This is a genomic window from Desulfovibrio faecalis (assembly GCF_053570625.1).
On sequence record NZ_JBRBQR010000001.1, the window covers coordinates 671705 to 694385 of the forward strand.

Annotated in this window: 17 protein-coding genes; 7 read left to right on the forward strand and 10 right to left on the reverse strand. The window is 52.4% G+C overall.

Annotated features, from left to right (window positions below; all coding sequences use genetic code 11):
• Positions 1 to 205: 205 nt before the first annotated feature.
• The 3 genes from ACUZ79_RS02935 (at position 206) to ACUZ79_RS02945 (ending at position 3992) form a co-directional block, all read left to right on the forward strand.
• Complete coding sequence (locus ACUZ79_RS02935; protein WP_449250664.1) at positions 206 to 1678, forward strand: sensor histidine kinase; 1473 nt, start codon at positions 206 to 208, stop codon at positions 1676 to 1678.
• Positions 1675 to 3243, forward strand: coding sequence for a sigma-54-dependent transcriptional regulator (locus tag ACUZ79_RS02940; protein WP_449250665.1), 1569 nt, complete (start codon positions 1675 to 1677; stop codon positions 3241 to 3243). Before ACUZ79_RS02935 ends, ACUZ79_RS02940 begins: the two co-directional genes overlap by 4 nt.
• 281 nt (positions 3244 to 3524) lie before the next feature.
• The gene (locus ACUZ79_RS02945) at positions 3525 to 3992 is read left to right on the forward strand and encodes a pyridoxamine 5'-phosphate oxidase family protein (RefSeq protein WP_449250666.1); all 468 of its coding nucleotides are present in this window, start codon (positions 3525 to 3527) and stop codon (positions 3990 to 3992) included.
• Positions 3993 to 4166: 174 nt separating this feature from the next.
• Here the strand turns inward: ACUZ79_RS02945 and ACUZ79_RS02950 are convergent, their stop codons facing one another.
• Positions 4167 to 5120 (reverse strand): glycosyltransferase family 2 protein, encoded by a 954-nt coding sequence (locus tag ACUZ79_RS02950; RefSeq protein ID WP_449250667.1) that lies wholly within the window; start codon positions 5118 to 5120, stop codon positions 4167 to 4169.
• Positions 5121 to 5166: 46 nt separating this feature from the next.
• Positions 5167 to 6813 carry a DUF6056 family protein gene (locus tag ACUZ79_RS02955; RefSeq protein WP_449250668.1) on the reverse strand — a complete coding sequence of 549 codons (1647 nt, stop codon included), beginning with the start codon at positions 6811 to 6813 and terminating at the stop codon, positions 5167 to 5169.
• A 283-nt stretch (positions 6814 to 7096) separates the two neighbouring features.
• On the opposite strand from ACUZ79_RS02955, the gene ACUZ79_RS02960 reads away from it, so the two are divergent.
• On the forward strand, positions 7097 to 9409 hold the full coding sequence (locus ACUZ79_RS02960; RefSeq protein WP_449250669.1) for a methyl-accepting chemotaxis protein: 2313 nt from the start codon (positions 7097 to 7099) through the stop codon (positions 9407 to 9409).
• 94 nt (positions 9410 to 9503) lie between these two features.
• Here the strand turns inward: ACUZ79_RS02960 and ACUZ79_RS02965 are convergent, their stop codons facing one another.
• Positions 9504 to 9968: a VOC family protein gene (locus tag ACUZ79_RS02965; RefSeq protein ID WP_449250670.1), complete on the reverse strand. Its 465-nt coding sequence runs from the start codon at positions 9966 to 9968 to the stop codon at positions 9504 to 9506.
• A 451-nt stretch (positions 9969 to 10419) separates the two neighbouring features.
• On the opposite strand from ACUZ79_RS02965, the gene ACUZ79_RS02970 reads away from it, so the two are divergent.
• Complete coding sequence (locus tag ACUZ79_RS02970) at positions 10420 to 11670, forward strand: HD-GYP domain-containing protein (RefSeq protein WP_449250671.1); 1251 nt, start codon at positions 10420 to 10422, stop codon at positions 11668 to 11670.
• Between the two features lie 52 nt (positions 11671 to 11722).
• Here ACUZ79_RS02970 and ACUZ79_RS02975 read toward each other — a convergent pair whose 3' ends face one another.
• From ACUZ79_RS02975 to ACUZ79_RS02985, 3 genes are all read right to left on the reverse strand, one after another.
• Positions 11723 to 12463, reverse strand: coding sequence for a hypothetical protein (locus ACUZ79_RS02975; protein ID WP_449250672.1), 741 nt, complete (start codon positions 12461 to 12463; stop codon positions 11723 to 11725).
• Positions 12464 to 12746: 283 nt separating this feature from the next.
• Positions 12747 to 13781, reverse strand: a complete 1035-nt coding sequence (locus ACUZ79_RS02980) for a glycosyltransferase WbsX family protein (RefSeq protein WP_449250673.1) — start codon at positions 13779 to 13781, stop codon at positions 12747 to 12749.
• Between the two features lie 668 nt (positions 13782 to 14449).
• Entirely contained in the window at positions 14450 to 14671 is a 222-nt protein-coding gene (locus ACUZ79_RS02985; protein ID WP_240823527.1) for a hypothetical protein, read from the reverse strand.
• On the opposite strand from ACUZ79_RS02985, the gene ACUZ79_RS02990 reads away from it, so the two are divergent.
• Positions 14658 to 16193 (forward strand): diguanylate cyclase, encoded by a 1536-nt coding sequence (locus tag ACUZ79_RS02990; RefSeq protein WP_449250674.1) that lies wholly within the window; start codon positions 14658 to 14660, stop codon positions 16191 to 16193. The two genes, ACUZ79_RS02985 and ACUZ79_RS02990, sit on opposite strands and share 14 nt — an antisense overlap.
• Positions 16194 to 16265: 72 nt before the next feature.
• Here the strand turns inward: ACUZ79_RS02990 and ACUZ79_RS02995 are convergent, their stop codons facing one another.
• The 4 genes from ACUZ79_RS02995 to ACUZ79_RS03010 form a co-directional block, all read right to left on the reverse strand.
• The gene (locus tag ACUZ79_RS02995) at positions 16266 to 16436 is read right to left on the reverse strand and encodes a hypothetical protein (protein WP_449250675.1); all 171 of its coding nucleotides are present in this window, start codon (positions 16434 to 16436) and stop codon (positions 16266 to 16268) included.
• Positions 16437 to 16800: 364 nt separating this feature from the next.
• Positions 16801 to 18315, reverse strand: coding sequence for a DUF2079 domain-containing protein (locus ACUZ79_RS03000; RefSeq protein ID WP_449250676.1), 1515 nt, complete (start codon positions 18313 to 18315; stop codon positions 16801 to 16803).
• A 324-nt stretch (positions 18316 to 18639) separates the two neighbouring features.
• Positions 18640 to 19722, reverse strand: coding sequence for a glycosyltransferase family 2 protein (locus ACUZ79_RS03005; protein WP_449250677.1), 1083 nt, complete (start codon positions 19720 to 19722; stop codon positions 18640 to 18642).
• A 444-nt stretch (positions 19723 to 20166) separates the two neighbouring features.
• Positions 20167 to 20589 carry a YbhB/YbcL family Raf kinase inhibitor-like protein gene (locus ACUZ79_RS03010; protein WP_449252156.1) on the reverse strand — a complete coding sequence of 141 codons (423 nt, stop codon included), beginning with the start codon at positions 20587 to 20589 and terminating at the stop codon, positions 20167 to 20169.
• A gap of 874 nt (positions 20590 to 21463) precedes the next feature.
• Between ACUZ79_RS03010 and ACUZ79_RS03015 the strand changes: the two genes are divergently transcribed.
• Positions 21464 to 22666: a flagellin N-terminal helical domain-containing protein gene (locus ACUZ79_RS03015; RefSeq protein ID WP_449250678.1), complete on the forward strand. Its 1203-nt coding sequence runs from the start codon at positions 21464 to 21466 to the stop codon at positions 22664 to 22666.
• The last annotated feature ends 15 nt before the right edge of the window (positions 22667 to 22681 follow it).

Sequence of the window (22681 nt, forward strand, 5' to 3'; positions counted from 1 at the left end):
ACATGCTGAATTTATATGATTTTATGTATCGTGTGCTGCGCGTCACGCTGCCCATGGACTGTTTCATTCTGACATGTTCAAGCGGATAAGGTCTGCAAGTTGTTGCAGGACAGGGCTTGTCAGCTTTGTTTTATTTTTATACGCTGTTGCAAATTGAAACGGCGACGGGCGCAGGTGTAAACTTTTGCGCCTGCGGGGGTGAAGCATGCTTCCGCATTTATCTGTCTGGCATACCATTCGCGGCAAGATTGCCGTGGGCACGGGCCTGTTCTTGGTCATGTTGCTGCTTTTGGGCGGCATCGCCTGTTATGATCTGGGGCGCATCGACAGGGCGGCCCGACTGATCGACATGGTGGACGACCTGCGCAGCGACGTGCTCGAGATGCGCAGGTACGAAAAAAATCTGCAACTTTTCCCCGGCAGAAAGGGCGACCTGCTTGCCCTGCGCAGTTTTGTGGAGCTGGCGCGGGAGCGGGCCACATCCGTGGGGCAGGATTATAACGCAGCCATGGGCCGCCGGGTGGGCGATGGCGCGCACCATAATCTTGACCTGCTGCTGGAAGGCTTCGGCACCTATGAGGCCCTGCTGGAAGATCAGCCCACAGACGGCGCAGCGCTCACCGATCAAGGGCAGCGCCTGAGCGAGCTGGCTGATTCGGCGGTGCGGCGCATGCGTCAGGGCATTTTTGCCGCTGTGGGAGATCTGCGCACCCAGCTGCTGGGGGCCATTGCTGCCTTGCTGGCCTGCGGGGTGGCTTTTGCATGGCTTATCGGCAGGCAGATCATGCGCGCCCTTGGGGCCATTGAAAGCGCCGCCCGCAGCGTTGGCGCGGGCATGCCCTTGCCGCCGCCCCCGCCGCAGCTTGAGGAAGAAGCGCGGCATGTGCTCCAGACGCTTGACGGCATGGCGGCGGAGCTGGAAAAGCGCCACGCCCTGCTGTTGCAGGAAAAAAAGTTGGCTTCTCTTGGTGTGCTGACCTCCGGCGTGGCCCACCAGCTGAACAATCCCCTCAACAATATTTCCGTTGGCTGTCAGCTGCTCGGCGAGGATGTGAACGATGCCCGGCAGGGGCTGCGGCCCATGCCCACGGTTGAAGACGTGACAGCGCAGCTGGATGAAATCCAGGCCGAGGTTGTTCGTGCCCGCGATATTGTGCGCGGCCTGCTGGATTTTGCGCGCGATCGGCCCTTTACCGTTGCCCTGCATGATCTTTCCGGCCTTGTGCGCAGGGCTGTTGGCCTTGTGCGGCACGACATGGGCGCAACGGTACAGATCACAGTGGACGTGCCTGAAGGGCTGCAACTGCCCGTGGATGCCCAGCGCATGCAGGAGGTGCTTATCAACCTTCTGCTCAATGCGGCACAGGCCATGAATGGCAAGGGTGAAGTGCATATCACCGCCTCTGTGGACGAACTGGCGGGTATGGCAGAGCTGCGCGTGCGCGACTCTGGCAAGGGTATTGAACCCGAGAATCTTGGTCGGGTGTTTGATCCCTTTTTCAGCCTCAAGCCCGTGGGCGAAGGGACGGGCCTTGGGCTGTCCATAGCCTTTGGCATTGTGGGCAAGCACAACGGGACGCTCGAAGTGCAGAGCCAACCGGGGCAAGGGGCGTGTTTTACCGTGCGGCTGCCCCTTGCGGAACGGCATGACGCAGACGGTTCAGGAGCAGAGGCATGACTACGGAACGGTTCCGGCTTTCGGAGCAATCACCTGCGCAGGCAAACCCCGGCGAAGCCCGGCACGGCCACGGGCTTGACGCCGCGCAGCGGGCTGGCGGCGGTGGCCGGTTGCTGATCATTGACGATGAGCGCATGGCCCGCGCCAACCTTGCGCGCGCCCTGGAGCGCGGAGGGCATGAATCGGCCCAGGCTGGCAGCGGCGAAGAAGGCCTGAAACTGCTGGCCGAGCAGGATTTTGACGTGGTCATTACTGATATTGCCATGGCGGGCATGAACGGTATGGAGGTGCTCAAGGCGGTACGCTCGCGCAAGCCGGATGTGGAAGTCATCATGGTCACGGGCTACCCCATGATTGAAAGCGCCGTGGAGGCCATGCGGCTTGGGGCATTTCATTATCTGGCAAAGCCCTACTCGCTGGAAGAAGCGCGCATGCTGGTGGCGCGGGCGCTGGAAAAGCGCCGTCTGCGGCAGCAGGTCGCCCAGATGCGGGCCCAGCTTGAGGCCAGCGGCTCTGTGCCGGAAATGGTGGGCATGTCGCCAGCTATGTGTGGCCTGAGGCAGGCGCTCATGCGTCTGGCGCCCACAGATGTGGCTGTGCTGCTGCAAGGTGAAACAGGTACGGGCAAGGAGCTGGCTGCTCGCACCATGCACGCCCAGAGCCAGCGGGCGCGGCGGCGTTTTTTGGCGATCAACTGCGGCGCGCTCTCGCCGGAGCTGCTTGAGAGCGAACTTTTTGGACATGAGCAGGGGGCCTTTTCCGGCGCGGTGCGGCGCAAAGAAGGCCTGTTTGAAGCCGCCAGCGGCGGTACGCTGTTTCTGGACGAGATGGGTGAAATGCCGGCGGGCATGCAGGTCAAGCTGCTGCGTGTTCTGCAGGAGCAGAACCTGCGCCGCGTGGGCGGCACCGTGGATATACCCGTGGACGTGCGCATCATCGCCGCCACCAACCGCAACCTTAAGGAAGAGGTGGAGGCAGGGCGCTTCCGGCGCGATCTGTATTACCGCGTGGCCGTGGTAACGCAGGAGCTGCCGCCCCTGCGCAGCAGGGCAGAGGACATCCCACTGCTGGCGCGGTTTTTTCTTGCGCGGCTGGCGGAGCAGGGCGGGGCCGTGCCGCTGGAGATTGAAGATGACGCCCTTGATGCGCTGCGGCAGTATCCCTTCCCCGGCAACGTGCGCGAACTTGCCAATATTCTCGAGCGGGCGGCGGTTTTTTGTCCGCCGGGCGGCAGCATAAGTCTGGCGCATCTGCCCCCGGAAGTTTCCGAGGCTGCGGCCCGCCTGCCAGCCCGCGATCCCGGCTTTTCTTCTGCTTTTGCCGCCCGGCAAGAGGCTGCCGAGGCTGCAACCCCAGTCTGCCCCCAGGCAACAACGCCAGGAGCATCGGTGCCCGCCGCGCCAGCATCGGGCGTATCAACGCCGCTTGTTCCGCTGGCAGAGATGGAAAAACAGCACATCCTGCACGCCCTTGAACTGGCGGGCGACAACCGCACTCTGGCCGCAGACATGCTGGGCATCAGCCGATCATCCCTGTGGCGCAAACTCAGGGAATACGGCGTGTAACTCTTGTGGCAGCGCAACAGCTCAATGCATATTGTGCAAGCAGCGCACAATTATGGTTTTTCCTGTGATAACTCAGTGCGTGAATAAATATACTTGACCTGTGCGCAGTAATTTTACTTTGAAAGGTAACAGAACTGAAATAGAGTTTTTTTTGGAGCGAGTGAGGGAGAGAAGGATTTTTGATTGTGCATTGAGCAAGCGCATTTTTTCAGCACGTGCAGCACGATGCTGGCAAGGCTTCTTACACGGCGCTTTCTGTATCTGTTTACCTTGGAGGAACCATGCAGGCACGTATGAAAGAACACCCCCTGACCACTGAACAGATAGCTTCGCTGTTGGGCTCTGTTCTGGTTGGCCATCTGGCCACTCTCGGTGAAAATGGTTTCCCCTACATAACACCAGTACATTTTGTGTTTATGAACGGACATGTCTACTTTCACGGCTTGGCAGCGGGGCAAAAGTTGAAAAATCTGCGTGCCGACTCCAGAGTCTGTTTTGAAGTAGAAGGTCAGCATTCATTTATTCAGGCAGATGTCCCCTGTGACACCAATACCGCCTACCAGAGCGTAATCATTACAGGCAACGCCGCTGTAGTGAATGACCGGGCCGTAAAAATCGCCGCCCTTGACGCCATTGTGGCCAAGCACGCGCCCCAGCACACAGGTGCGGCTTACCCTGAAAATATGCTTAAAATGACGGCAGTGGTTGAGATTAAGATTCAGGAAATCACTGGCAAATATTATTCCTGAAGCGGCTATTGGCTATGCAAAAAATAAAAACAGCCCGGGGCACTAGCGGCGGGCTGTTTTTATACTAGATATGGGCTTGTTGCAGATGTTGCCAGAGTACTCATGGCAGTTCGGCAACTTAGTTTGGCGGTGATGGCTACGCAGTTTTCTCAAAGATTCCCTTACAGCTTTGGCCTACAGCTTTTTGGCGATGATGTAGCGGGGTCTGTGGCGCACTTCGGTAAATATTTTGGCAAGGTATTCACCAACCAGCGCCAGGCAGAACAGCTGCACAGAGCCCAGCAGCAAGACTACGATAATCAGTGATGTCCAACCTTGAATGGTTTCACCCATGGCGTATTTGAGCAGGGAAACGCCGCTGAAGGCCAGCGCCGCCAGCATGCAGAGCATGCTCATAAGGCCCGCAATGCGCAGAGGCGCAACGCTGCATGCCGTAATGCCCTTCCAGGCAAAAGACACCATCTTCCAGAAAGGATACTTGCTTTCACCGGCAATGCGGCATTGGCGCACGTAGAAGACCTGTGCGCTCTTAAAGCCCATGGCCGGAAAAATCCCGCGCAGAAAAAGGGAATGCTCGTGAATTTGATCCAGCGCTTCCAGCACGGGGCGGGCCACAAGGCGGTAGTCTGCATGGTCGGGGATCAACGGCACCTTGAGCCAGCGCATGAATCCGTAAAACATATGCGCGGTACGCCGCTTGAAAGGCGTATCAGTACTGCGGTCGTTGCGCACGCCGTAGACAATGTCGTTGCCTTCCATGTACTTGGCGATCATGTCGGGAATGGCGGCGATGTCGTCCTGCAAATCGGCATCAAGGCTGATGATACAATCCACGCCCATATCGCGCGCCGTGACCATGCCTGCCCATACGGCGTTTTGGTGGCCTGCATTGGCGGCAAAGCTTGCGCCCCGGCAAAAGGGGTCGATCGAGTGCCGTTCTTCAAGCAGCTCCCATGTGCGGTCACGGCTGCCATCGTTCACATAGAGGGCAAAACTCTCCGCATGCACACGGCCCTGTTTTTTGAGGTCTGCCAACAGGCCGGCCAGGGCATCAAGGGTGCGGGGCAGGGTTTCCTCTTCATTATAGCAGGGTACAACCAGTGCCAACAATGGGACGGTGCGGGACAATGCTTATTCCTCCATGCGGAGAGTAGCTTGGGTGCGATCAGTTTTATTAATGGGACGCACTTGCTCTGCGCCACACAAGGGGCGCGTCTGGCTGTTCTACAGCGATATAGGCGATGTCGTCCACAGATTTGATGCCGGGAATAAACACCGCGGCCTTGCCATCGTCCGTAACCATGGCAGAGGCGGGAAAATACCGCAGAGCAGCTGTTCTGGCTGAAATAAGTCCTTCGTCAGGGCTCTCAAACAAGGCCCTTGCGGCCTGTTGCAAGAGGCTTACAGTGGTGGCGGTGCGTCTCCTGGCTGCCACATGGACTTTGCCCTGGGGCAGGTTGTCAAAAAATGCAATGTTGCATGCCACGAACGCTCGGGCATCGGGCGCTTCAAATACGCGCAACGTATGCGACTCGTTCCAGGGTACAAGATCACGCCAATCCGTTGAAAAAAGGTTTACCTCGCGGATGTCGTAGCCGGGAAAGAAATACTTGTCTGTTCCCGGGTAGTCCAGGCTGCGCAAGTTGTTACTGTTGCGCGCGGCAATAAACGGCTGCGCCATGAGAAAAACGCGGGCCTCAAGTAGTACGCTTGAGAGCAGCAGGGCGCAGAAAATGGTAAGAAGCGCCTTGGCCCTGATGCTGGAGGGGTTCAGAGCCGCAAGCAGTGAAAAAGGGCAGAGCGCAGTGAAAAAAAAGGTGGCGCTCATGGCCCGGTAGGGTGTTGAGGGGCTGGCGGCAAAGGCTGCCAGGCTGGCCTGGGCCATGAGAAAGAAAATTACTGACGGGACCCACACGGCAGGCTTTAAAAGTCCCCGGCGGTGCAACAGCCATGCAAACACCATGGCTGAAAGAAAATAGGGCAGCATTTCAAGTTGTTGCGTGCCAAAAAATTCCAAAAAGTGCAGAAAAGCAGGCTGGGACAGCAGCGGAATTTTTTCCGCTCCGCCAACGGCTGCGAGGCGCACGGCATTGCCCGGTGCGGCCATCATCATGCCCCAGCCAAAGGCTGCCCCAGTAATGCCCGAGAGTGCCCACGCTGGCGCGCTGCGGGATGTGCGCCAGCGAAACAGCGTCACGCCCAGAGATGCAAGCAGAACCAGCATTCCGACATTCTCGTTGCTCCAGCCAGCAAAAACACCCACAAGCGCATAAAGCAGGCCGCCCGGCATACGGAAGTCTGCTTTGTCGGCCCAGATGCGGTACGGCACCAAAAAAAGAACACCCCACATGAGGCTGTAGCCGTAATCGCCCGTACCAGTGCGCCAGAAAAAAACGGTTCCAAAAGCAGGTAGGGCAATCCACACAAGCCCGGCCATGACAGCGATGTGCCATGCGCTCAGGCGTTCACGCCACTGCGCGCCCAAGGCCAGCAGGGAGCCACCTGTAACAAGCAGCAGAAATGCGATGGAAGTGAGCAAGGGGTGCAGCCAGACCGGGCCGCGCAGAAGTATGCGCGATGTGAAATGCCCGATAAATTTTCCACTCCATTCAAAGTATTCCTGTACCTGCATATCCCACATGCCCGTGCAGCCAGGAAAGATACTAGAGAAAGAATAATCATCGCTCACCCAAGGAGACATGGCGCAAAACCATGACATGATGCCCAAGATGAGCAGACTTGTGAAAATATAGCGATTGCGACGTAAACGAGCGGATTTTTGAGCCGCCTGCGCGGCGGAATTTAATTCAGTGTGTTGCATTTCGTAAAAGTCCTGGCCAATGCTGTCAGAGGAAAGGGCTGAAAGCCCGAGATGCGTTTCTGTAGCTGGTATCTATTAGTAAATATCTTTCGGTGTCAATGTGTTTGTGCGCAAGCCATCAAGGCTTAGACCTCTGTGTCTGGATGTTTTTGCCCTAATGTTTGGGTAAGTATTGTCGTTAAGGGGTGAAGATGGTAGAAAATACTCATGAAGAAGTTTTTTTGACTATAGCCTGATCCCTGCAAACGGGAAATTCGGCCACCTCTGCCCATTGGAGTTTGCAATGCGCCAGATCAGCATCAGTACTATCTGCACCTTGTCCATCACGGCAGCGGTTGTTGGCATCATTGCGGTGCTTGTTCTCTACGTGTCCACTTCGTCATACCGTATGGTAGCCGGTGTGCAAACCGAGGCTCTGGACCAAACCAGCAAAATTGTGGCGCGCTCGGCAGAAATGTACATCCAGCAATCTGTAGATGTCGCCACCATTCTTGCCCGCCAGAATGCGGTGATCAAGGCCTTTGAAGGGCAACCGCAAGAAGCCCAGACTCTCTTGAGCGGGTATGTCAAATCCCTGCCGGGTTACTGGTCTTTTTTTGCTTTTGACCTCAACGGACGTATTGTTGCCGGGATAAATGCCGACAATGTTGATATTACCGGCGGCAACAGAGCTGATCGGGATTATGCCCGCCAGATATTCAGCGGCAAGGATGTCGCCCTGAGCGAAAGCGTCATGAAAGCCACCTCGGGCGATGTGTTGATCTACGTGGCGGCCAAAGCTGTGCGCGGCAAGGACGGCGCGTTGCTCGGCGCCGTGGCCGTGTGCCCCCGCTGGACGGACTTTACGGAAAAAACCATTGATCCCATCCGGCTGGGACGGCGTGGATACGGCTTTACCATCGACCAGAGTGGCCGTTTTATCTCCCACAGCATGGACAAAAAACTGCTGCTTCAGGATTATTCCAAAGAAAAGTTTATTCAGGATGCGCTTGCCAAAGGCAGCGGAACCTTCAGCTATGTTTGGAAAGGCGAAGACAAGTTCATGTCTGTGGCCACAGTTCCGGCTACGGGGTGGCTTGTGTGCATGAGCGCCTACGATGCAGAACTCACCGCTCCAGCTGCAGACCAACGGTGGGTGCTGTATATAATTGGTTTGGGTGCGGCTATTCTGCTGAACATAGTTCTGGGTGTTATTAGCAAAAAATTGGTATTTGGCCCCCTGCAGCGCATATCTGACTTCACCGAGGCCGTTGCCCAAGGGGATTTTAAGGCTACGCTTTCTGGCAAGTACCGTGCAGAGATGCGGCGCTTTGCCGAACATCTGTGCGTGATGGTGGACGAGCTGAAAAAACGCCTTGGTTTTGCCCAGGGGGTGCTCAACGGCATACCCACGCCATGCTACATCGTGGGCAGCGATTTCAAGATAACCTGGCTGAATGAGCAGGCGTGCAGCTTGCTGGATAAGCCGGATCCCAAGGATACATATCTGGGTCAGCGTTCAGGCCTTTTCTCATGGGGGGATGCCAACCATGAAACGCTGTCTGACCGGGCCATCAAGGAACGCAAGGCTCTGAGCCGTGAGTTCGACTATACGGCGCAGTCAGGAAAGCAATTGCGTGTTTCCGTGCAGACAACGCCATTTTATGATCTGGATGGCCGCATGCTGGGTTCCATTACATTCTGGACGGATCTGACGGAAATTTACGGTCAGAAAACGCGCATTGAATCGCAGAACGCGGCCATTGCCCAGACTGCCGTTGAGGTTTCGCAAGTGGCGGAAAATATCGCCACAGCCTCGCAGCAGCTTTCGCAGCAGATTGCGCATTCAAGCGAGGGCGCGCGCGAGCAGAGTGCCCGAGTGAGCGACACTGCCAATGCCGTGGAAGAGATGAACGCCACGATTCTTGAGGTTGCCAGAAGCGCCTCGGCTACATCGGAAAATGCCGAAAAGGCCAAGCTTAAGGCGCAGGACGGCGCCCGGCTGGTGGAGGAAGTCAGCGCCGCAGTACTGAGCATCCGCAATGAAGCCGGGCAGATGACCGACAGCATGCGCAGCCTGGGCGAGCAGGCGCAGGGCATAGGGGCCATCATGGGCGTTATTTCGGATATCGCAGACCAAACCAACCTTCTGGCGCTCAATGCCGCCATTGAGGCAGCGCGCGCTGGCGAAGCCGGGCGCGGTTTTGCCGTGGTGGCGGACGAAGTGCGCAAACTGGCGGAAAAAACCGCCCACGCCACCACCGAGGTGCGCACGGCAATTGGTGGCATACAAAGCGGTACCAATACCGCTGCCGCGCAGATGGATGCCGCCGTGGAGCGCGTAACCCTGGCCACAGGGCTAGCTCAACGTTCTGGTGAGGCCCTGGCCGAAATTGTGGGTATGGTTGAATCTGCTGGGGATCAGGTGCGTTCCATTGCCACCGCCGCTGAGCAGCAATCCGCTACGTCTGAAGAGATAAACCGTGCGGTCAGTTCCATCAGTGTTATCGCCTCTGAAACGGACAATGCCATGGCTCAGTCAACAGAGGCGGTCGAAGCTCTTGTGGTGCAGACTAAAAAACTTGAACAGCTTATAGCGACCTTACGCTCCAGTTAACGCCGGGTACCCTGTTTTTGCAAAAGCCCCTGCTGCCCCAAATTGTCGGGTAGCAGGGGCTTTTGTCTGGCTGGGCGAACTGCGGAAATGCTGACTAGGAATTTGTCTCCACCTTGCGCCAGCTTTGCAGTTCAATGATGTTGCCCTCAGGGTCGCGCGCGTACACAAAAACCGCTTCCATGTCGTTGGGGTAGGCGGCTGTAACAACCTCTCCAACCTGTCCACCACCTGCGGCAATGATCTCTGCCAGGGTTGTGTGCACGTCGTCCACTTCAAATGCAATGTGCGCAAAGCCGGGGCGATTGACCTCCGGCGGCAGGGTGTCGCGCAGACTGTCGTATGAAAAAATTTCAAGCGTTGGATGGCTGTCGTCGTAGCCGGGCAGCAGCAGATGCTCGCCAGTAATGTGGGCCTTGGGCAAACCGGTGAGCCGGTCAAGCCACGGCCCTCGCAGGTCACGCGTTTGCCCTATGCTCAAGCAATGCAGCGTCTGCTTGTAAAAGGCAATGAGCCTGACTGCATCCTTTGCAATGATATTTGTGTGCACATAACGGAACATGGCGTCTCCTGGTGCGGTATCTGGGAAATGGAAAGGCCGAAAGGCATAGTGGCACTATCTGCAGTGCAAGGCCTCGGCTCTGGATTCTTGGGGTGTCTGATGTGTATGCCAAGCGTGCGGCGCTATCAATACCATGCTGCTGGCAATCCAGATTTTTCAGGCTTGAGGCTCTAGAAATCGGGGATGTGAAAGGCATGTAGTCGTGGTCTGGTAAGTGGCTATTGATTGTCAACATCCATAGATGCTGTGGTATTGATAGCATGAGTATCTGACTTGTGCATTGTCAAATGTGTGTTCAGTTTGTGGAAGTCTGAATATTCTATAAATATTATTTAGTTATATGTTACAATGATTGGACTCTTTTGGGTTTAATATCAAATGTCTTGCTATAAGTTGTTTGGTTTAGTAAAAAAAGCTATCTTTGCTTTCCTCTAACGCAAGGGTGCCTGTCATGGAAGCTATTTCTCTGAAAGAATTGGCCGTTCCGATCATTAAATCCATCGATAGCTGCAATTACCTGTTAAAGTCGCACCATAGGCGTACAGCCGTCATTGCCTACCATATTGGCAAAAAAATGGATCTTGACTCTGATCAGCTCTTCAGACTGATCATTGCAGCTGCTGTCCATGACGTTGGAGCCTTGTCTGTTCAGGAACGTAATGCGCTCATTCAGGCTGACGTGCATAATCCAAGGCCGCACTGTGAAATGGGATACAGAATGCTGTCGTCATTCGGCCCGTTCAAGGACGTTGCCAGGATCATCAGATATCATCATATCCACTATGATGCATCGCTGAATATGGATGAGGGCGAGGTGCTGCTGGACAGTCACATACTTCACCTTGCGGACCGGGTTGACGTGCTGATCAATCCAGATGTTTTTGTGCTCAAGCAAAAGGCCTCTGTCATAGAAAAAATCAGGGACAACGTTTCCACTACGTTTCATCCTGATGTTTTCGCGGCCTTTGTGCAGGCATCAGCCCCGGATATCTTCTGGATAGAAATCAATAATCTCGAGCTTGATCAGCTTTTCAGGCTGGTCGATTCGTCGATGAATTTCGATCTTACACTTGAAAATGTTCTCGATTTTGCCCTGACTATTTCGCGCATCATTGATTTTCGAATCCATTTTACGGCCTCGCATTCCTACACTGTAGCCAATCTTGCTTGCGAACTCGGCAAAATATTTGGTTTTTCCCGCGAGCGTTGCCTGAAGCTGAAGATCAGCGGCTATCTGCACGACATAGGTAAAATCGGAATCGACCCCGGCCTTATTGAAAAGGGAGGCCCGCTCACTGATGATGAATTTGATCAGGTCAAGCTGCATACGTATTATACGGGGCAGATACTAAGCAGCCTCAGCATTTCTGAGTGGTTTTCTGAAATTGTGCTCTGGGCCAAAAATCATCACGAGAAGGTCGATGGATCTGGATATCCGTATTCCCTGCAAGATGAGAATCTGGATGTGGGTTCAAAAATACTGGCGTTTTCAGATGTGATTGCAGCATTGATGGAAGATCGTCCATATCGCAAAAGCCTGCCTATTGATACGGCCTTTGAGATAATCAGAAAAAGTATCTCTGCAAAGATATCTGATCAAATGTTTGATGCCATAGAAGGGCACAAGGATGAAATAAACGCTATTGTCTTGCAGTGCCAGCAGAACATCAGAAAACAATACAGGCCGGAAGCGGCCAGTTAGCTGGCAGAGTCAGTACATTGGCCGGGCTGCGCGGCTCTGCATTGCTTACAGGCTATTCAGCGTATTTTTTTACGATGGCGTGAGCCAGTTCTGCATATGCCCGGGCTTTAAGGACAGCCACTTGTTGCTGGTCTGAAGTTGCGCGTGTGTATCGCGCACTGGCAGATGTATCCTGAAGAGGTTTGGGTGAAAAAACTTCCCACTGACCCGTGGCAACATCAATGAGAGCAATTTTCAGACGGATCCGCATCTCCTGCGACTCATCCGGAATCATGCCGCCAACTATGGGAACCCACGAAACCGCTTTTGTGCTCATATCTTTTTGCGCAGTTTCCAGAATTCCCCAATAGATCAGTATTGTTGGGCAATTGCCCTTTGCCGCAACCAAGCGCAACGCTGCTGCATGGCTGGCATCGCCCTGGCCCGCAGGAATGCCGGAAAAGGGCACAATCCGGTAATGCGCTTCCAATGCCTGGATCATGCTGTCATCCGGCATGATGGCCCCTGACTGGATAAGCATGACAGAGGAGCCTTTGGGCAGGGAAAACTGTTGCCTGTTTTCCAGCGTGCGCTGGATTTCTTCCTGTGAGACCGAAGCGGTAGGATTGATCCCCAATACTTCGAATTCCGTCAACTCGCCTTTGTAAAGAGAATTGCCTGATTGCCGCAATCTGCCCGCCTCCGCCTGATACCCGGAATCCGAAATAGATCTGACGCCGCATCCTTGTATCGCAAGAACAGCAAGTAAAATTGAAATAGTCGCGGCATAACGTAGCGGTGTGTAAGTATTCATGAGGTGTCCCGGCAATAAGGGATAGTTAGGCTCTTTGACGGGCTTTAATTTGCCCAGCGCACGAATATTTGTAAAGTATGGTCCTGAAAAAATGGTTACGCATCGGTTCGCAAGTGGGTGGGGTGTTAGAAAGCAAAGCGATCTGCGCGCCATTTAGTTTTTTATTCCAAAAGGATGAGGCAAGGGGGGAAAGTGAGGTTTACCTTGCAATAGAAAGGGCGGGTGTTTGAACTGCGCAAAACCCCTTGCTGTCGCAAAACGCCACCCCAATGGGCAAGGCAGCCTAGGAGTTGAATTCGTTCATCACGTCGCGCACCGCGTGCAGATACGCAAAACCGTCTTTTTGATCCGGTTCCAGATGGCAACCCTCGCCCCATTCGTTCCAGGCGTTGATAAAAACATATTGCAGGTTTTCTGGCAGATACGCGCGGGTATGTTGCGCCATGGCGCGCAGGGCAGCGATGAATACATCCACTGAGGTATGCTCAAAGGATAGTCCGTGTCTGCCGCGCCGGGGTGTGTTGTCCCAACCGGGGAAGGTGCAACGCAGCCGTGTATAATCGGGGGTTTCTTTCAGCAGCATGTCTTGCACGGTGGCAGCATAATCAAAACGGCGGGGTTCTTCTCCTGCAGTGGAGAGCATGTTCATGGGGTTCAGGTTCGGGGCAAATTCCACCATCACGTCAAACCCCAGATTGGCGGGATGCTGCCCCACGTGACATTCCACGCCAGCCAGACAAAGTTCCGTGTGTCCCATGGTCCACGCTTCTTCGCGCCATACCTCGCTGTACACAGACATCAGGGGATTACGCTCCGGTGCAAAGACCAGCAGCAAGGGCTTGCCGTCTATTCTGATATGGCGCGGATTGTCAAAATACTGCGCGAGGTCGCGGATAATCTTTCTGGCATTTTCCAGCGAATATTCTTGTGCGATGAACGGTTTTATCCTCTGGGGCTGGGTATTGTCGTACCAGCATTCGTGCGCCCAGCAGAGGCAAAATTCGTTCCGTATCAGGTGGCTTTTGTTGATGATGTGCAGCGGTGCATCCAAAAGTGTGCGCCCCGCCATGTTGTAGTAATAGTAGCAGAATGACGTAACGTTGTTATCCCAGGCGATGTGATGCTGCTTTGTCAGGATCTTTTCATCAGTAAGATCATAGTAGCCCAAAATATCGTGCGGAATATGCGGCTGGGCATGCCCTTCATACAGAGGAACGGCCCCTCGGACGTTGCACCATTCCGTAAAATTTTTACCGTAGATGTCATTTTCTGGAATGACATGAAATTGCGGCAAATAGAACGCGATAGGTTTCATCATATTTTGCCATAGCTGTTCATTGAATATCAACAAAACCCGCCCATATTGTCTGAAGAACAAACGATACGGGAGGAGGCCGGTTGCTGACTATAACGGTGAATTCTTTTTATAGAAACATGAAGAAGCCTGAAAGTCACTATGAGAAAGTGTGCCGAGGCGCACAAGGGGCTGGCCGTCGTTGAGAAGAACTCCACCATCCGACCTCCTTCGGCTAGGGGTGCTCCATATCATGTGCGTCACATATGCACGTCATATAATGCTGTTTACAATCAGTCGGCCCTGTGTTGATGTAAGCACGCCAAAGTGGGTGATCCCTCAACTGCGAGTGCCAGCAAGATGAGTGATTTTATTGATATAAAAACATTAGTTGTTTGCTATGGTTTGTGCTGTTGTACCCAGCTTGTCGCCTTTATACTCCAGTATCGGATCAACAAAGGCGGGCAGGGGGTTCAGTGGTGGATAGCGGGCAGCGTGCTGATGGTTTTTGGATTTTTCATGAATTCGTTCAGAGAAGTCGACTTAGTCGCCAGCATTGCAATCTTTATTTATACCGCTTCGTTTTTGCTTTGCTTTTTGTGCATATATATTGGCCTTGCCGAATTTGTGGAAAATAAAAATTTGCTGCGGCCTGTGCTGATTATTGTGATTGTGTCACTGATTGCGCTGAGCTATTTGGCATTTATTGAAGGCAGCATCTTTTTACGGCGAACACTCCTTTCTTTCTCCTGCTCCATTCTCTCGCTGTTTTCAGCTATTACAGTTGCTGGCGGCAACTGTAAGCATACGCTGCCTGCCAAATTTTTAAAGTATGTATTTATTTTTAATACGCTGTGGCTTTTTATTTTCGCAGTTCTTCCCTGGTGGGGAGGGCCGGGAATGGCCTTGTTCACAAGCCCATCCCCTCTGGCTGCAACGTATTTTCTTCTTATGACCACCAGCACCTTTTGGACAATAGGGCTCATTATGCTGGTGAGCCAGAAGTTGTCCGACCAGTTGCGTTCTTCCAAGCAGTTTCTGGAGTCCACGCTCGACGGACTTTCCGCCAATATCGCCCTCATCAACGCCGAAGGTGAGATTGTGTTGGTCAATCAGGCCTGGCGCAACTTTGCTGTTGCAAATGGCATGTCGCAGGAGTTTGTTTCCGAAGGGGTAAATTATCTGCGTGTCTGCAAAGGCGTGTGTGTTGATAATGCTCTGGAAGCCAATTCATTTGCTCAGGGCATAAGGGATGTTCTTGAATGTAAGCTTGAAACGTTCTCCATGGAATATGGCTGCCATTCGCCAGAGCAAAAGCGCTGGTTTTTGGGCAGGGTCAACCCTTTTTGCGGAGACGGCCCGCGCATGGTTGTAGTGGCGCACGAAGACATTACGGAGCGAAAGCTTGCAGAGATCGCCCTTGCGGAATCCAACCGCAAGCTCGAACTCATGAGCAACGAGGATGGTCTGACAAAAATTTCCAACAGGCGGCATTTTGACGCCATGCTCGCTTATGAGCGAAATCGCCACATCCGTTCCGGGGCAAGGCTTTCGCTCATCATGTTGGACATAGATTTTTTCAAAAATTACAATGACACATACGGCCATGTGAAGGGTGATGAATGCCTTCAGACTGTTGCTCAGACCGTGGCGCAATGCCTTAACCGCCCCACAGATATGGCCGCGCGGTATGGTGGAGAGGAATTTGTCTGCCTGTTGCCCGAAACCGACATTCTTGGCGCAGTGAGCCTGGCCGAACGCATACGCAAGGCTGTCATGCAGTGCGGAATTCCCCATGCGGCGTCACAGGTAGCCAGGGTGGTGACGGTCAGTGTTGGGGTCGTGTCCTGCACCTGTCAGGAATCCACAACTCCAGAGCTGATTGTGCAACACGCGGATGAACAGCTCTATCTGGCAAAGCATGAAGGCCGTAACTGCGTTAAATTCCGGTCAGATGAGGACGGGATGTATGCCCAGATGCACAACGGGAACAGCTTGGGGCTGAAAGTGCTATGGAACAGCGAGTATGCTTCCGGCAATGTGGAGCTGGACGAGCAGCACATGGAACTGGTTTCCATTGTGAACAGCCTGCTTGATCGTGTGCTCGCTGAGGGAGATCTTCTTGATCTCAATTCCCGGTTTAACGATGTGTACCATATTGTAGAAAAGCATTTTAATGACGAAGAAGCGGTGCTGCGCGGCAGTGGATACCCGGAGGTTGACGAGCATGTGGCCCGGCACAAAGAATTGCTGCAAAAGTGCTCGGGCCTGCTCAAGCAGGATGCGGAAACTCCTGTGTCCCCCGTGCAAATGCTGCAATGCATAATACACGACCTCGTGCTGAACCACATGGTCAAGGAAGACGGCAAGTACTTTGCGTTTTTAAACGGCATTGAGGCTGCTGCAGAGCCGCGTGAGAGTAAGGGAAAATCTTAAAGAAAGGCTAAGTACGCGCAATGCCTCTGTGGTTATTTCTTCAAGTGTAGCCAGGTTGGGGGAATAAATTCTCTACTGTCTGTTCAGATGGGTGATGTCGGGAAAGCTATTATATGTCGCGCCGGGCTTGAACGATCCCACAGATCGGCAATTGTCAAAATCCGGATGCTTCACCCGGTAGCGGGTACGCAACGAAAGGTTTTTCTCCTGATAAATCCGTCCTGCCCGCTTGTGGTTCTGCACCAGCCCTGCCCAGCGCAATAATTCATGCGGGCCGGAGAACCGAAACTCCGCAGATCTTCTGTCGATTCCAGCATCCCCGCCGTAAAACAAGGTCACGGTCTTCAGATTGCAATCGCCTGGCAGAACAGCGGTTAAACTGAATCACTCAGTTCGCCCCGGCGCTCTGAGTAGCCATGATCCGTCTGAATGCGATACACGGCTTCCCTTGTGATGGTGGTTGGGGAAAAGGCCGTTTTCCGCAGTGTATGCCCCTGCACGACTATATGGCTGGTGAATTGGCAACGTGCGCCCCCAATTCAACCAGCTACAGGTCGGTTTTAATTTTTGTGAGGATTCTGCATAGTTGCTCCGTATATTAGGGAGCCTATTGTTGTAAACTCGCAATGAGTTGCTGAATTTTATTTGAAAAATCTGTGTCTTGAGTCCTGATGTCGTGGCTGACATACAGAACTGCAACGTCATTTTCATAGATTTTTTCAAGGTCAGGGTGGGTGTCAAACACGGCTTTTGCTTCAGCATAAGCCACTTCTTTTTTGTCTTCATCCCTGCCGTTTAAACGCATGGTGCCAACAATGGGAGAAATTATCACAAAGGCTTTTTCCAGCTTCTGATTCATACGCCTTGAATCAGCGGCCATGCGACTGTAGGGGAAGAATAGGTGTGGCCCAAGCCCCGATTGCACCCACACATTAATATCGTCCGGAAAGTCTGGCAGTTTGTTAAGCACTGCGTGAAGCCTGGCATACTGGGTACGCTCGGGTGAGGCGGAAAGTCTTGCCAGCGTGGCCACAGGGTTGTACCAGCCAGTTTGAGTAGCAAACATGGTTATGACAATAGTTATAGTGCCCGCCGTCAAGATCTGTTTCTGCCAGCGTGGTGGAAGATTGTGTTGCAGCCAGATAATGGCGTGGCAAAAAGAAATAAGCAGAAAAATTGCCAGTAAATCTTCATATTGCCCGTTCATCCCCCAAATGGTGGGATAGTCGGAAACAACCACAATACCCAAAAACGGTGCCGTACAAAGCAGGGAAAGAAATGCCTTTTTTCCAAAAAAAGGCAAAAACCATGAGTAGGCGACTATTCTAAACAGATAAAAGAATTTTTTATCCCAGCTCCCCATGATGTTTATATAGTTTTGGAATCTGTAATGCAGGGAAGTTCCTGCCATCTTGAGCGCGTGGGGCAGCCATACCTGCGAAGCCCCAATAAACCATATGCTAGAAAATGTGCACAGCACCATGCCTGTTTTGCGCATTTCAAGCAAAAGAAAGGCGTACATGCCGAGGCTGAAAATACCTAGGGCAGCGCGTTCCTCTGCCATGCAGACGATAAGGCAGCATATTCCCATCAGCACCCAGCGCCGTTGGTGCAAATACAGCACGGCAAGCATCAGAAGGGAGGTGGCAATAGTGGTAAAATGTACTTGTCGTGACCATGGGGCCAACACAAACCGAAAAACAAAGACAAGAACCAGAAGTATGCCAGCAGCCCAAAGCCAGTTGCTTGATGAGTCATCCCCTTCTTGCCGATAGATAGTTCTGGCGAGGCGCGGCAGCAAAAAGATCATAAAACCTGTGGAGATGGCCTGAAGCACACTCATTGCATAGGGGCTCTTCCATGGGCCGATCAGCGGTGCCAGGAGCGCGCTGATCGGGGTGAAATGTTCCCCCCAGTAGGGCATGCCAAGATAATATTCGGTAAACGGTGCGTGCCAGTCCCAGCCATTCCAGACACGCCATATCTGCGTTAGAAATATACTGAAATCAAAGTCATTAATGGTGAATGACCACATCTGCATAACACTGGCCGCAATAAAAAGACTCGTCCAGAGGGAGGGTATATACCACAGAATAGCGTTTTCAATATGTTTTTGCTGCATATGGTGTTTCCGGGCAAAGTGTGATGTGGTGAGCGCTATCGAACGAGATCCGCAAGAAAGCCTTTGCTCTGTTAGGCAAAACGTTGCAGTTGAGAGCGTCACTTTCGCGGGATTTAACATGCTGTTTGTAAAGGGCGCTATTGACGCGGCAACGGATGATTGTCCACAGCGCCCAGCTAGGTTGGACAGCCCTAGGTGCACTTTTATCATCTGGTGTTTTTGAAATACGGCCTGTGTGTCAGTCAGGCTATAAAATCTCACGGGTGATAATGCAGTACGAGAACATCCGCAGGGGCAGAGCAGCGGCTAGAATTTGCTATGGTATCACAGTCCCTTCCAGACCATAGTTTTTGAAATGATATAGTTAACCACAGACCCCGCAACAATGCCTGCACCTGCCGCAAAAAACCATGATAATGACAGACCAAACAGCATTTCTGAAATTGCTATGTTGACAATCGCCCCAAACGTGCACGCAAGGCAAAAAAGAAAATACCCTTTAATGAAAGCCTTGCCACGCAACTGGTTAGAGAAGAACGTTAATCTGTTGTTAATAAAGTAGTTAGACGTCATGGCAAAAAAAGTTGCAGTACACTGGCTCAAAAAGAACGGATATTGAAATAGTTTGTACATGGTGTAGAGCACGCAAAAATGCACAGCCACACCAGTCAGCCCCACCAGGCAAAACATAAAAAAGTTGGTGATGGGGAGTCGAAAGCTGATCTTTTTGAGCAGAAGCCATGCAAAATCAATAAGCGTAGATACGCTGAGCTTGGTGGTGCCATGTATTCTGGTGCAAAATGTATAGGGTATTTCTTTGACCTTAAGGGGAATGTCCTTAGTGGTCAGAATATCAAAGAGGATTTTGAACCCACTCAAAGAAATGTCGGGCGCTATTTCATCAATGAGGCTGCGTTTAAGCGCAAAGAAGCCGCTCATGGGGTCAGAGCAAGGTGTCAGGAGAAGTTTTGACGCAAGCACCGTTGCCATCTGCGACATTTTGGCCCGGGTTTTGTCCCACTCTCCCACGCCGCCGTCATCGCAATAGCGTGAGCCAACGGCAACTGTGGCTTCGTCGTTAACAAGGGCAGCAAACATCTGGGGTAAAATCGCGGCATCGTGCTGCAGGTCCGCATCCATTACTGCATGATACGGGGCGGCCGTAGCTAACATGCCCTCAACACAGGCAGAGGACAAACCCCTGCGGTTAACGCGCCGTATCAAACGCACATGAGGTTTTTTTGCTGCAAGTTTAAGAAGCTCTTGCCATGTTCCGTCTGTAGAATCATCATCAACAAATACAACTTCCCAGTTCATGCCGGAAAGAACACGCTCAAGTCGTTCGACAGTAAGAATAACGTTGTCTTTTTCGTTGAGAGTGGGAACTATAACTGCATAATCAACCATGTCTGGATACCGTCCCAAAAGAAAGCGTCAATCTGTCTCATTAATGGTGCAACATCGTGTTGGCCGCGTGTTCAACGCCACTTTTCCAGATGCCCGATACATTGTCTGTGGCATGCGCTATACATGCTATCAGCTCTGTTGGCAATTGGGCGAGACCTCCGATAAGAAGATTATGTTCCAGAGAGTTGCAGTGGCTGGCATGGAAAATAAAACTAGCCGTTGGGTGGGGGGGCGTTAGGGGGGGGCGACCGTTCAGTAACGTGCCAATATCTTTGGACCAACAGCCATCTAACTTGCACAAATAACAGCAGATTAAGCCCGTGCCAAATGAGGCGCGCATATATTTATATGATTGTTTCGGGCGTGATAAATCCCGTCCTATTTTTGTAAAAAAATCAGCATCCTTTTTCAAGGATGCTGATCGAAGGTGCTGCACGATGCTCGTTAGTGGGGGTAGCTGCGAACCGCTTTGCCCTCTCCCAGTACTAACGTTTGGTCCTTGTTCAGAGCGAAAACTTTTATCATGTATCGATGGCTTTGTGCTGCTGGCGGTTCAGGGCCGCGATACCCTTTGAGGGAGCCTTGCTCAATAGTCGCTATGCCGTTCTTAATAGTGCAAGGTACAGTGCCGCCTCCATGGTCAAAACTGGTCATATCCAGATCGGTCATTTGGACCTTGAAAAAGGCTGTGCCTGCGGGGGGATTGGTAATTTTTATCTCTGGGTTGGGAGAGCTGAGGCCCCCGCCTGCCCACTCAAAGTTTACAGCAAGTTGCTGGTAGTTATCCGCTTTCTTAACGCACCCCAGCGAGAGCATGATGGATGCGCAAAAAAATACTGCAATGCGAAGCATACTCCATTTTTTCATCACTTCACCACTCCTGTGTAGGTTGCAAAAAAGTTTACTTTCTATATATTAAATTTAGTAGTTGGTCAATGATTTAAGTTTCTATAATCTTGTTTTAATATTGCATTGTCGATATTTAAGTCTATTTGCATCAGGACGACAGCAAAATGCGCCGTTCAGCATTCCCAGAAGGTACTCGGACATCACCAGAAATAGATATTCTAGCCAAAATTGCCGCATTGGTTATGTCCGCCTGCACCGTTTCCCAAAAACAAAGATTTCGATATGTCGGCGTTGCGCAGGGCGAGGACGGCTCTATCCACTTCCTCGGACGGCATAAGAAAGCCCGCACATAGCCACATCTAAGGTGTCGGGCTGGTTGTCGGCATCAAGGGCATCACGGAGGCGACTGCTGTGCTGCTCCATGCGGCAACCGACAATGAAACAGATGTTGAAGCGGCTTTGTGAAAAGGCAGGGGTAAGCCCATTCGGGTTCCATGCCATACGCCGCTATTTTGCCGTCAGTCTGGTCAAATCGCAGAAGGCAGATATAACATACAGCAGCTTTTGGGCCATCAGAGGCCCATTACGACTGATATTTACCAGAGGAGCGTTGCCCTTAACCTTGACCGCTTAGCCGGGGGCATTGAAGGGGCGGTTCTGTCGGTCGCTGGGCCATGGGGATGCGGCTGAGGCAGAAGGGTAGGCTTGGTTGTGCCAGTAGAAAGGGCGGGTTGTTTTACGGCGACTCGCCCTTTCACTGGCAGGGCGTTATGTCGGGAAATGTCCATTCGCCAAAATATTGGCGTAAAAAACTATCTTTATAGGTTGAACGGGAAAAAATATCCATAAGTTTGTGCATGAAATTTGCAAGCCCTAGTTATCTGGGGGGCGCATGTACATAAATACCAATTCGATGGCTAATAGCGTTGCGGCGAATCTTCAGTCGCATTACACCGAGCTGGCAACATCCACGCAGCGTCTCTCAACCGGGTTGCGGGTAAACAGTGCCGCCGACGATGCTGCCGGTCTGGCCATTCGTGAGCTGATGCGCACAGATGTCAGCGCACTCAATCAGGGGGTGCGTAATGCCAACGACGCCATCTCGCTGATTCAGACGGCAGACGGTGCGCTTGGTGTAATTGATGAAAAGCTTACCCGCATGAAGGAACTGGCAGAGCAGGCCGCCACAGGTACATATGATTCCACGCAGCGGCTCATGATTGATTCGGAATATCAGGCCATGGCCTCAGAAATCACCCGAATCGCCAATGCCACGGATTTTAACGGTATCCACCTGCTTAATGGCAATCTGTCCAGCGGCACCCACGATGGGTCGGGCATGACCTCCACTGGAAAAATGAAAATTCACTTTGGCACTGCCAACGACAGCGCCGAAGACTATTACTATATTCAGATCGGTAGCGCTACGGCGAGTTCTTTGGGGTTGGGGGATAACGGTGGTTTGTCTAGTTCAGCAGCAAAAGCGGATTATATTGCCAGTAAGAGCCTAACTTATATGGGAACTGACCAGCTTAACTTCTTGACTGTATATTGGAATAATATGGCACATTTTTCAAACTACGACCCAGTACAAACTGTGGAGTTGTACGAAGATGCTTCGTCAAATTTGTATGTATTTGCAACAAATAACTCTGGAGTGTTGCACGCTATAGAAACTGATCAGACTAGCTCTCCTAGTGTACACAGTGATGTTGAACTTGGCTCAGGTTCTAGTGTAGGTGGGAATATCCGCACGCAGGATGCGGCCCAAAAGGCGCTTGTGGCTATTAATAACGCAGTTGTTTCCAAGGATAAAATTCGAGCCTCTCTTGGTGCATTGCAAAACAGGCTTGAAAATACTGTGAGCAACCTTCAGACTCAGGCTGAAAACCTGCAATCCGCAGAGTCGCGTATTTCGGATGTGGACGTGGCCTCGGAAATGACGCGGTTTGTGCGCGAGCAGATATTGACCCAGTCCTCGGTAGCCATGCTCTCGCAGGCCAATTCCATGCCCAAGATGGCCATGCAGATTATCGGGCTCTACCTCAAAGACGGGGGCATGGCGTCTCCAAGAAAAAATGGGCATACCAATTAAAGTTGGTATGCCCAT

Bases quoted from the DNA above. Each gene is read 5' to 3' on its own strand.
- ACUZ79_RS02935 (WP_449250664.1), top strand. From the start codon at position 206: ATGCTTCCGCATTTATCTGTCTGGCATACCATTCGCGGCAAGATTGCC.
- ACUZ79_RS02960 (WP_449250669.1), top strand. From the start codon at position 7,097: ATGCGCCAGATCAGCATCAGTACTATCTGCACCTTGTCCATCACGGCA.
- ACUZ79_RS02970 (WP_449250671.1), top strand. From the start codon at position 10,420: ATGGAAGCTATTTCTCTGAAAGAATTGGCCGTTCCGATCATTAAATCC.
- ACUZ79_RS02965 (WP_449250670.1), bottom strand. From the start codon at position 9,968: ATGTTCCGTTATGTGCACACAAATATCATTGCAAAGGATGCAGTCAGG.
- ACUZ79_RS02940 (WP_449250665.1), top strand. From the start codon at position 1,675: ATGACTACGGAACGGTTCCGGCTTTCGGAGCAATCACCTGCGCAGGCA.
- ACUZ79_RS02990 (WP_449250674.1), top strand. From the start codon at position 14,658: ATGGCCTTGTTCACAAGCCCATCCCCTCTGGCTGCAACGTATTTTCTT.
- ACUZ79_RS02955 (WP_449250668.1), bottom strand. From the start codon at position 6,813: ATGCAACACACTGAATTAAATTCCGCCGCGCAGGCGGCTCAAAAATCC.
- ACUZ79_RS03005 (WP_449250677.1), bottom strand. From the start codon at position 19,722: ATGGTTGATTATGCAGTTATAGTTCCCACTCTCAACGAAAAAGACAAC.
- ACUZ79_RS03015 (WP_449250678.1), top strand. From the start codon at position 21,464: ATGTACATAAATACCAATTCGATGGCTAATAGCGTTGCGGCGAATCTT.
- ACUZ79_RS02975 (WP_449250672.1), bottom strand. From the start codon at position 12,463: ATGAATACTTACACACCGCTACGTTATGCCGCGACTATTTCAATTTTA.
- ACUZ79_RS03010 (WP_449252156.1), bottom strand. From the start codon at position 20,589: ATGAAAAAATGGAGTATGCTTCGCATTGCAGTATTTTTTTGCGCATCC.
- ACUZ79_RS03000 (WP_449250676.1), bottom strand. From the start codon at position 18,315: ATGCAGCAAAAACATATTGAAAACGCTATTCTGTGGTATATACCCTCC.
- ACUZ79_RS02980 (WP_449250673.1), bottom strand. From the start codon at position 13,781: ATGATGAAACCTATCGCGTTCTATTTGCCGCAATTTCATGTCATTCCA.
- ACUZ79_RS02945 (WP_449250666.1), top strand. From the start codon at position 3,525: ATGCAGGCACGTATGAAAGAACACCCCCTGACCACTGAACAGATAGCT.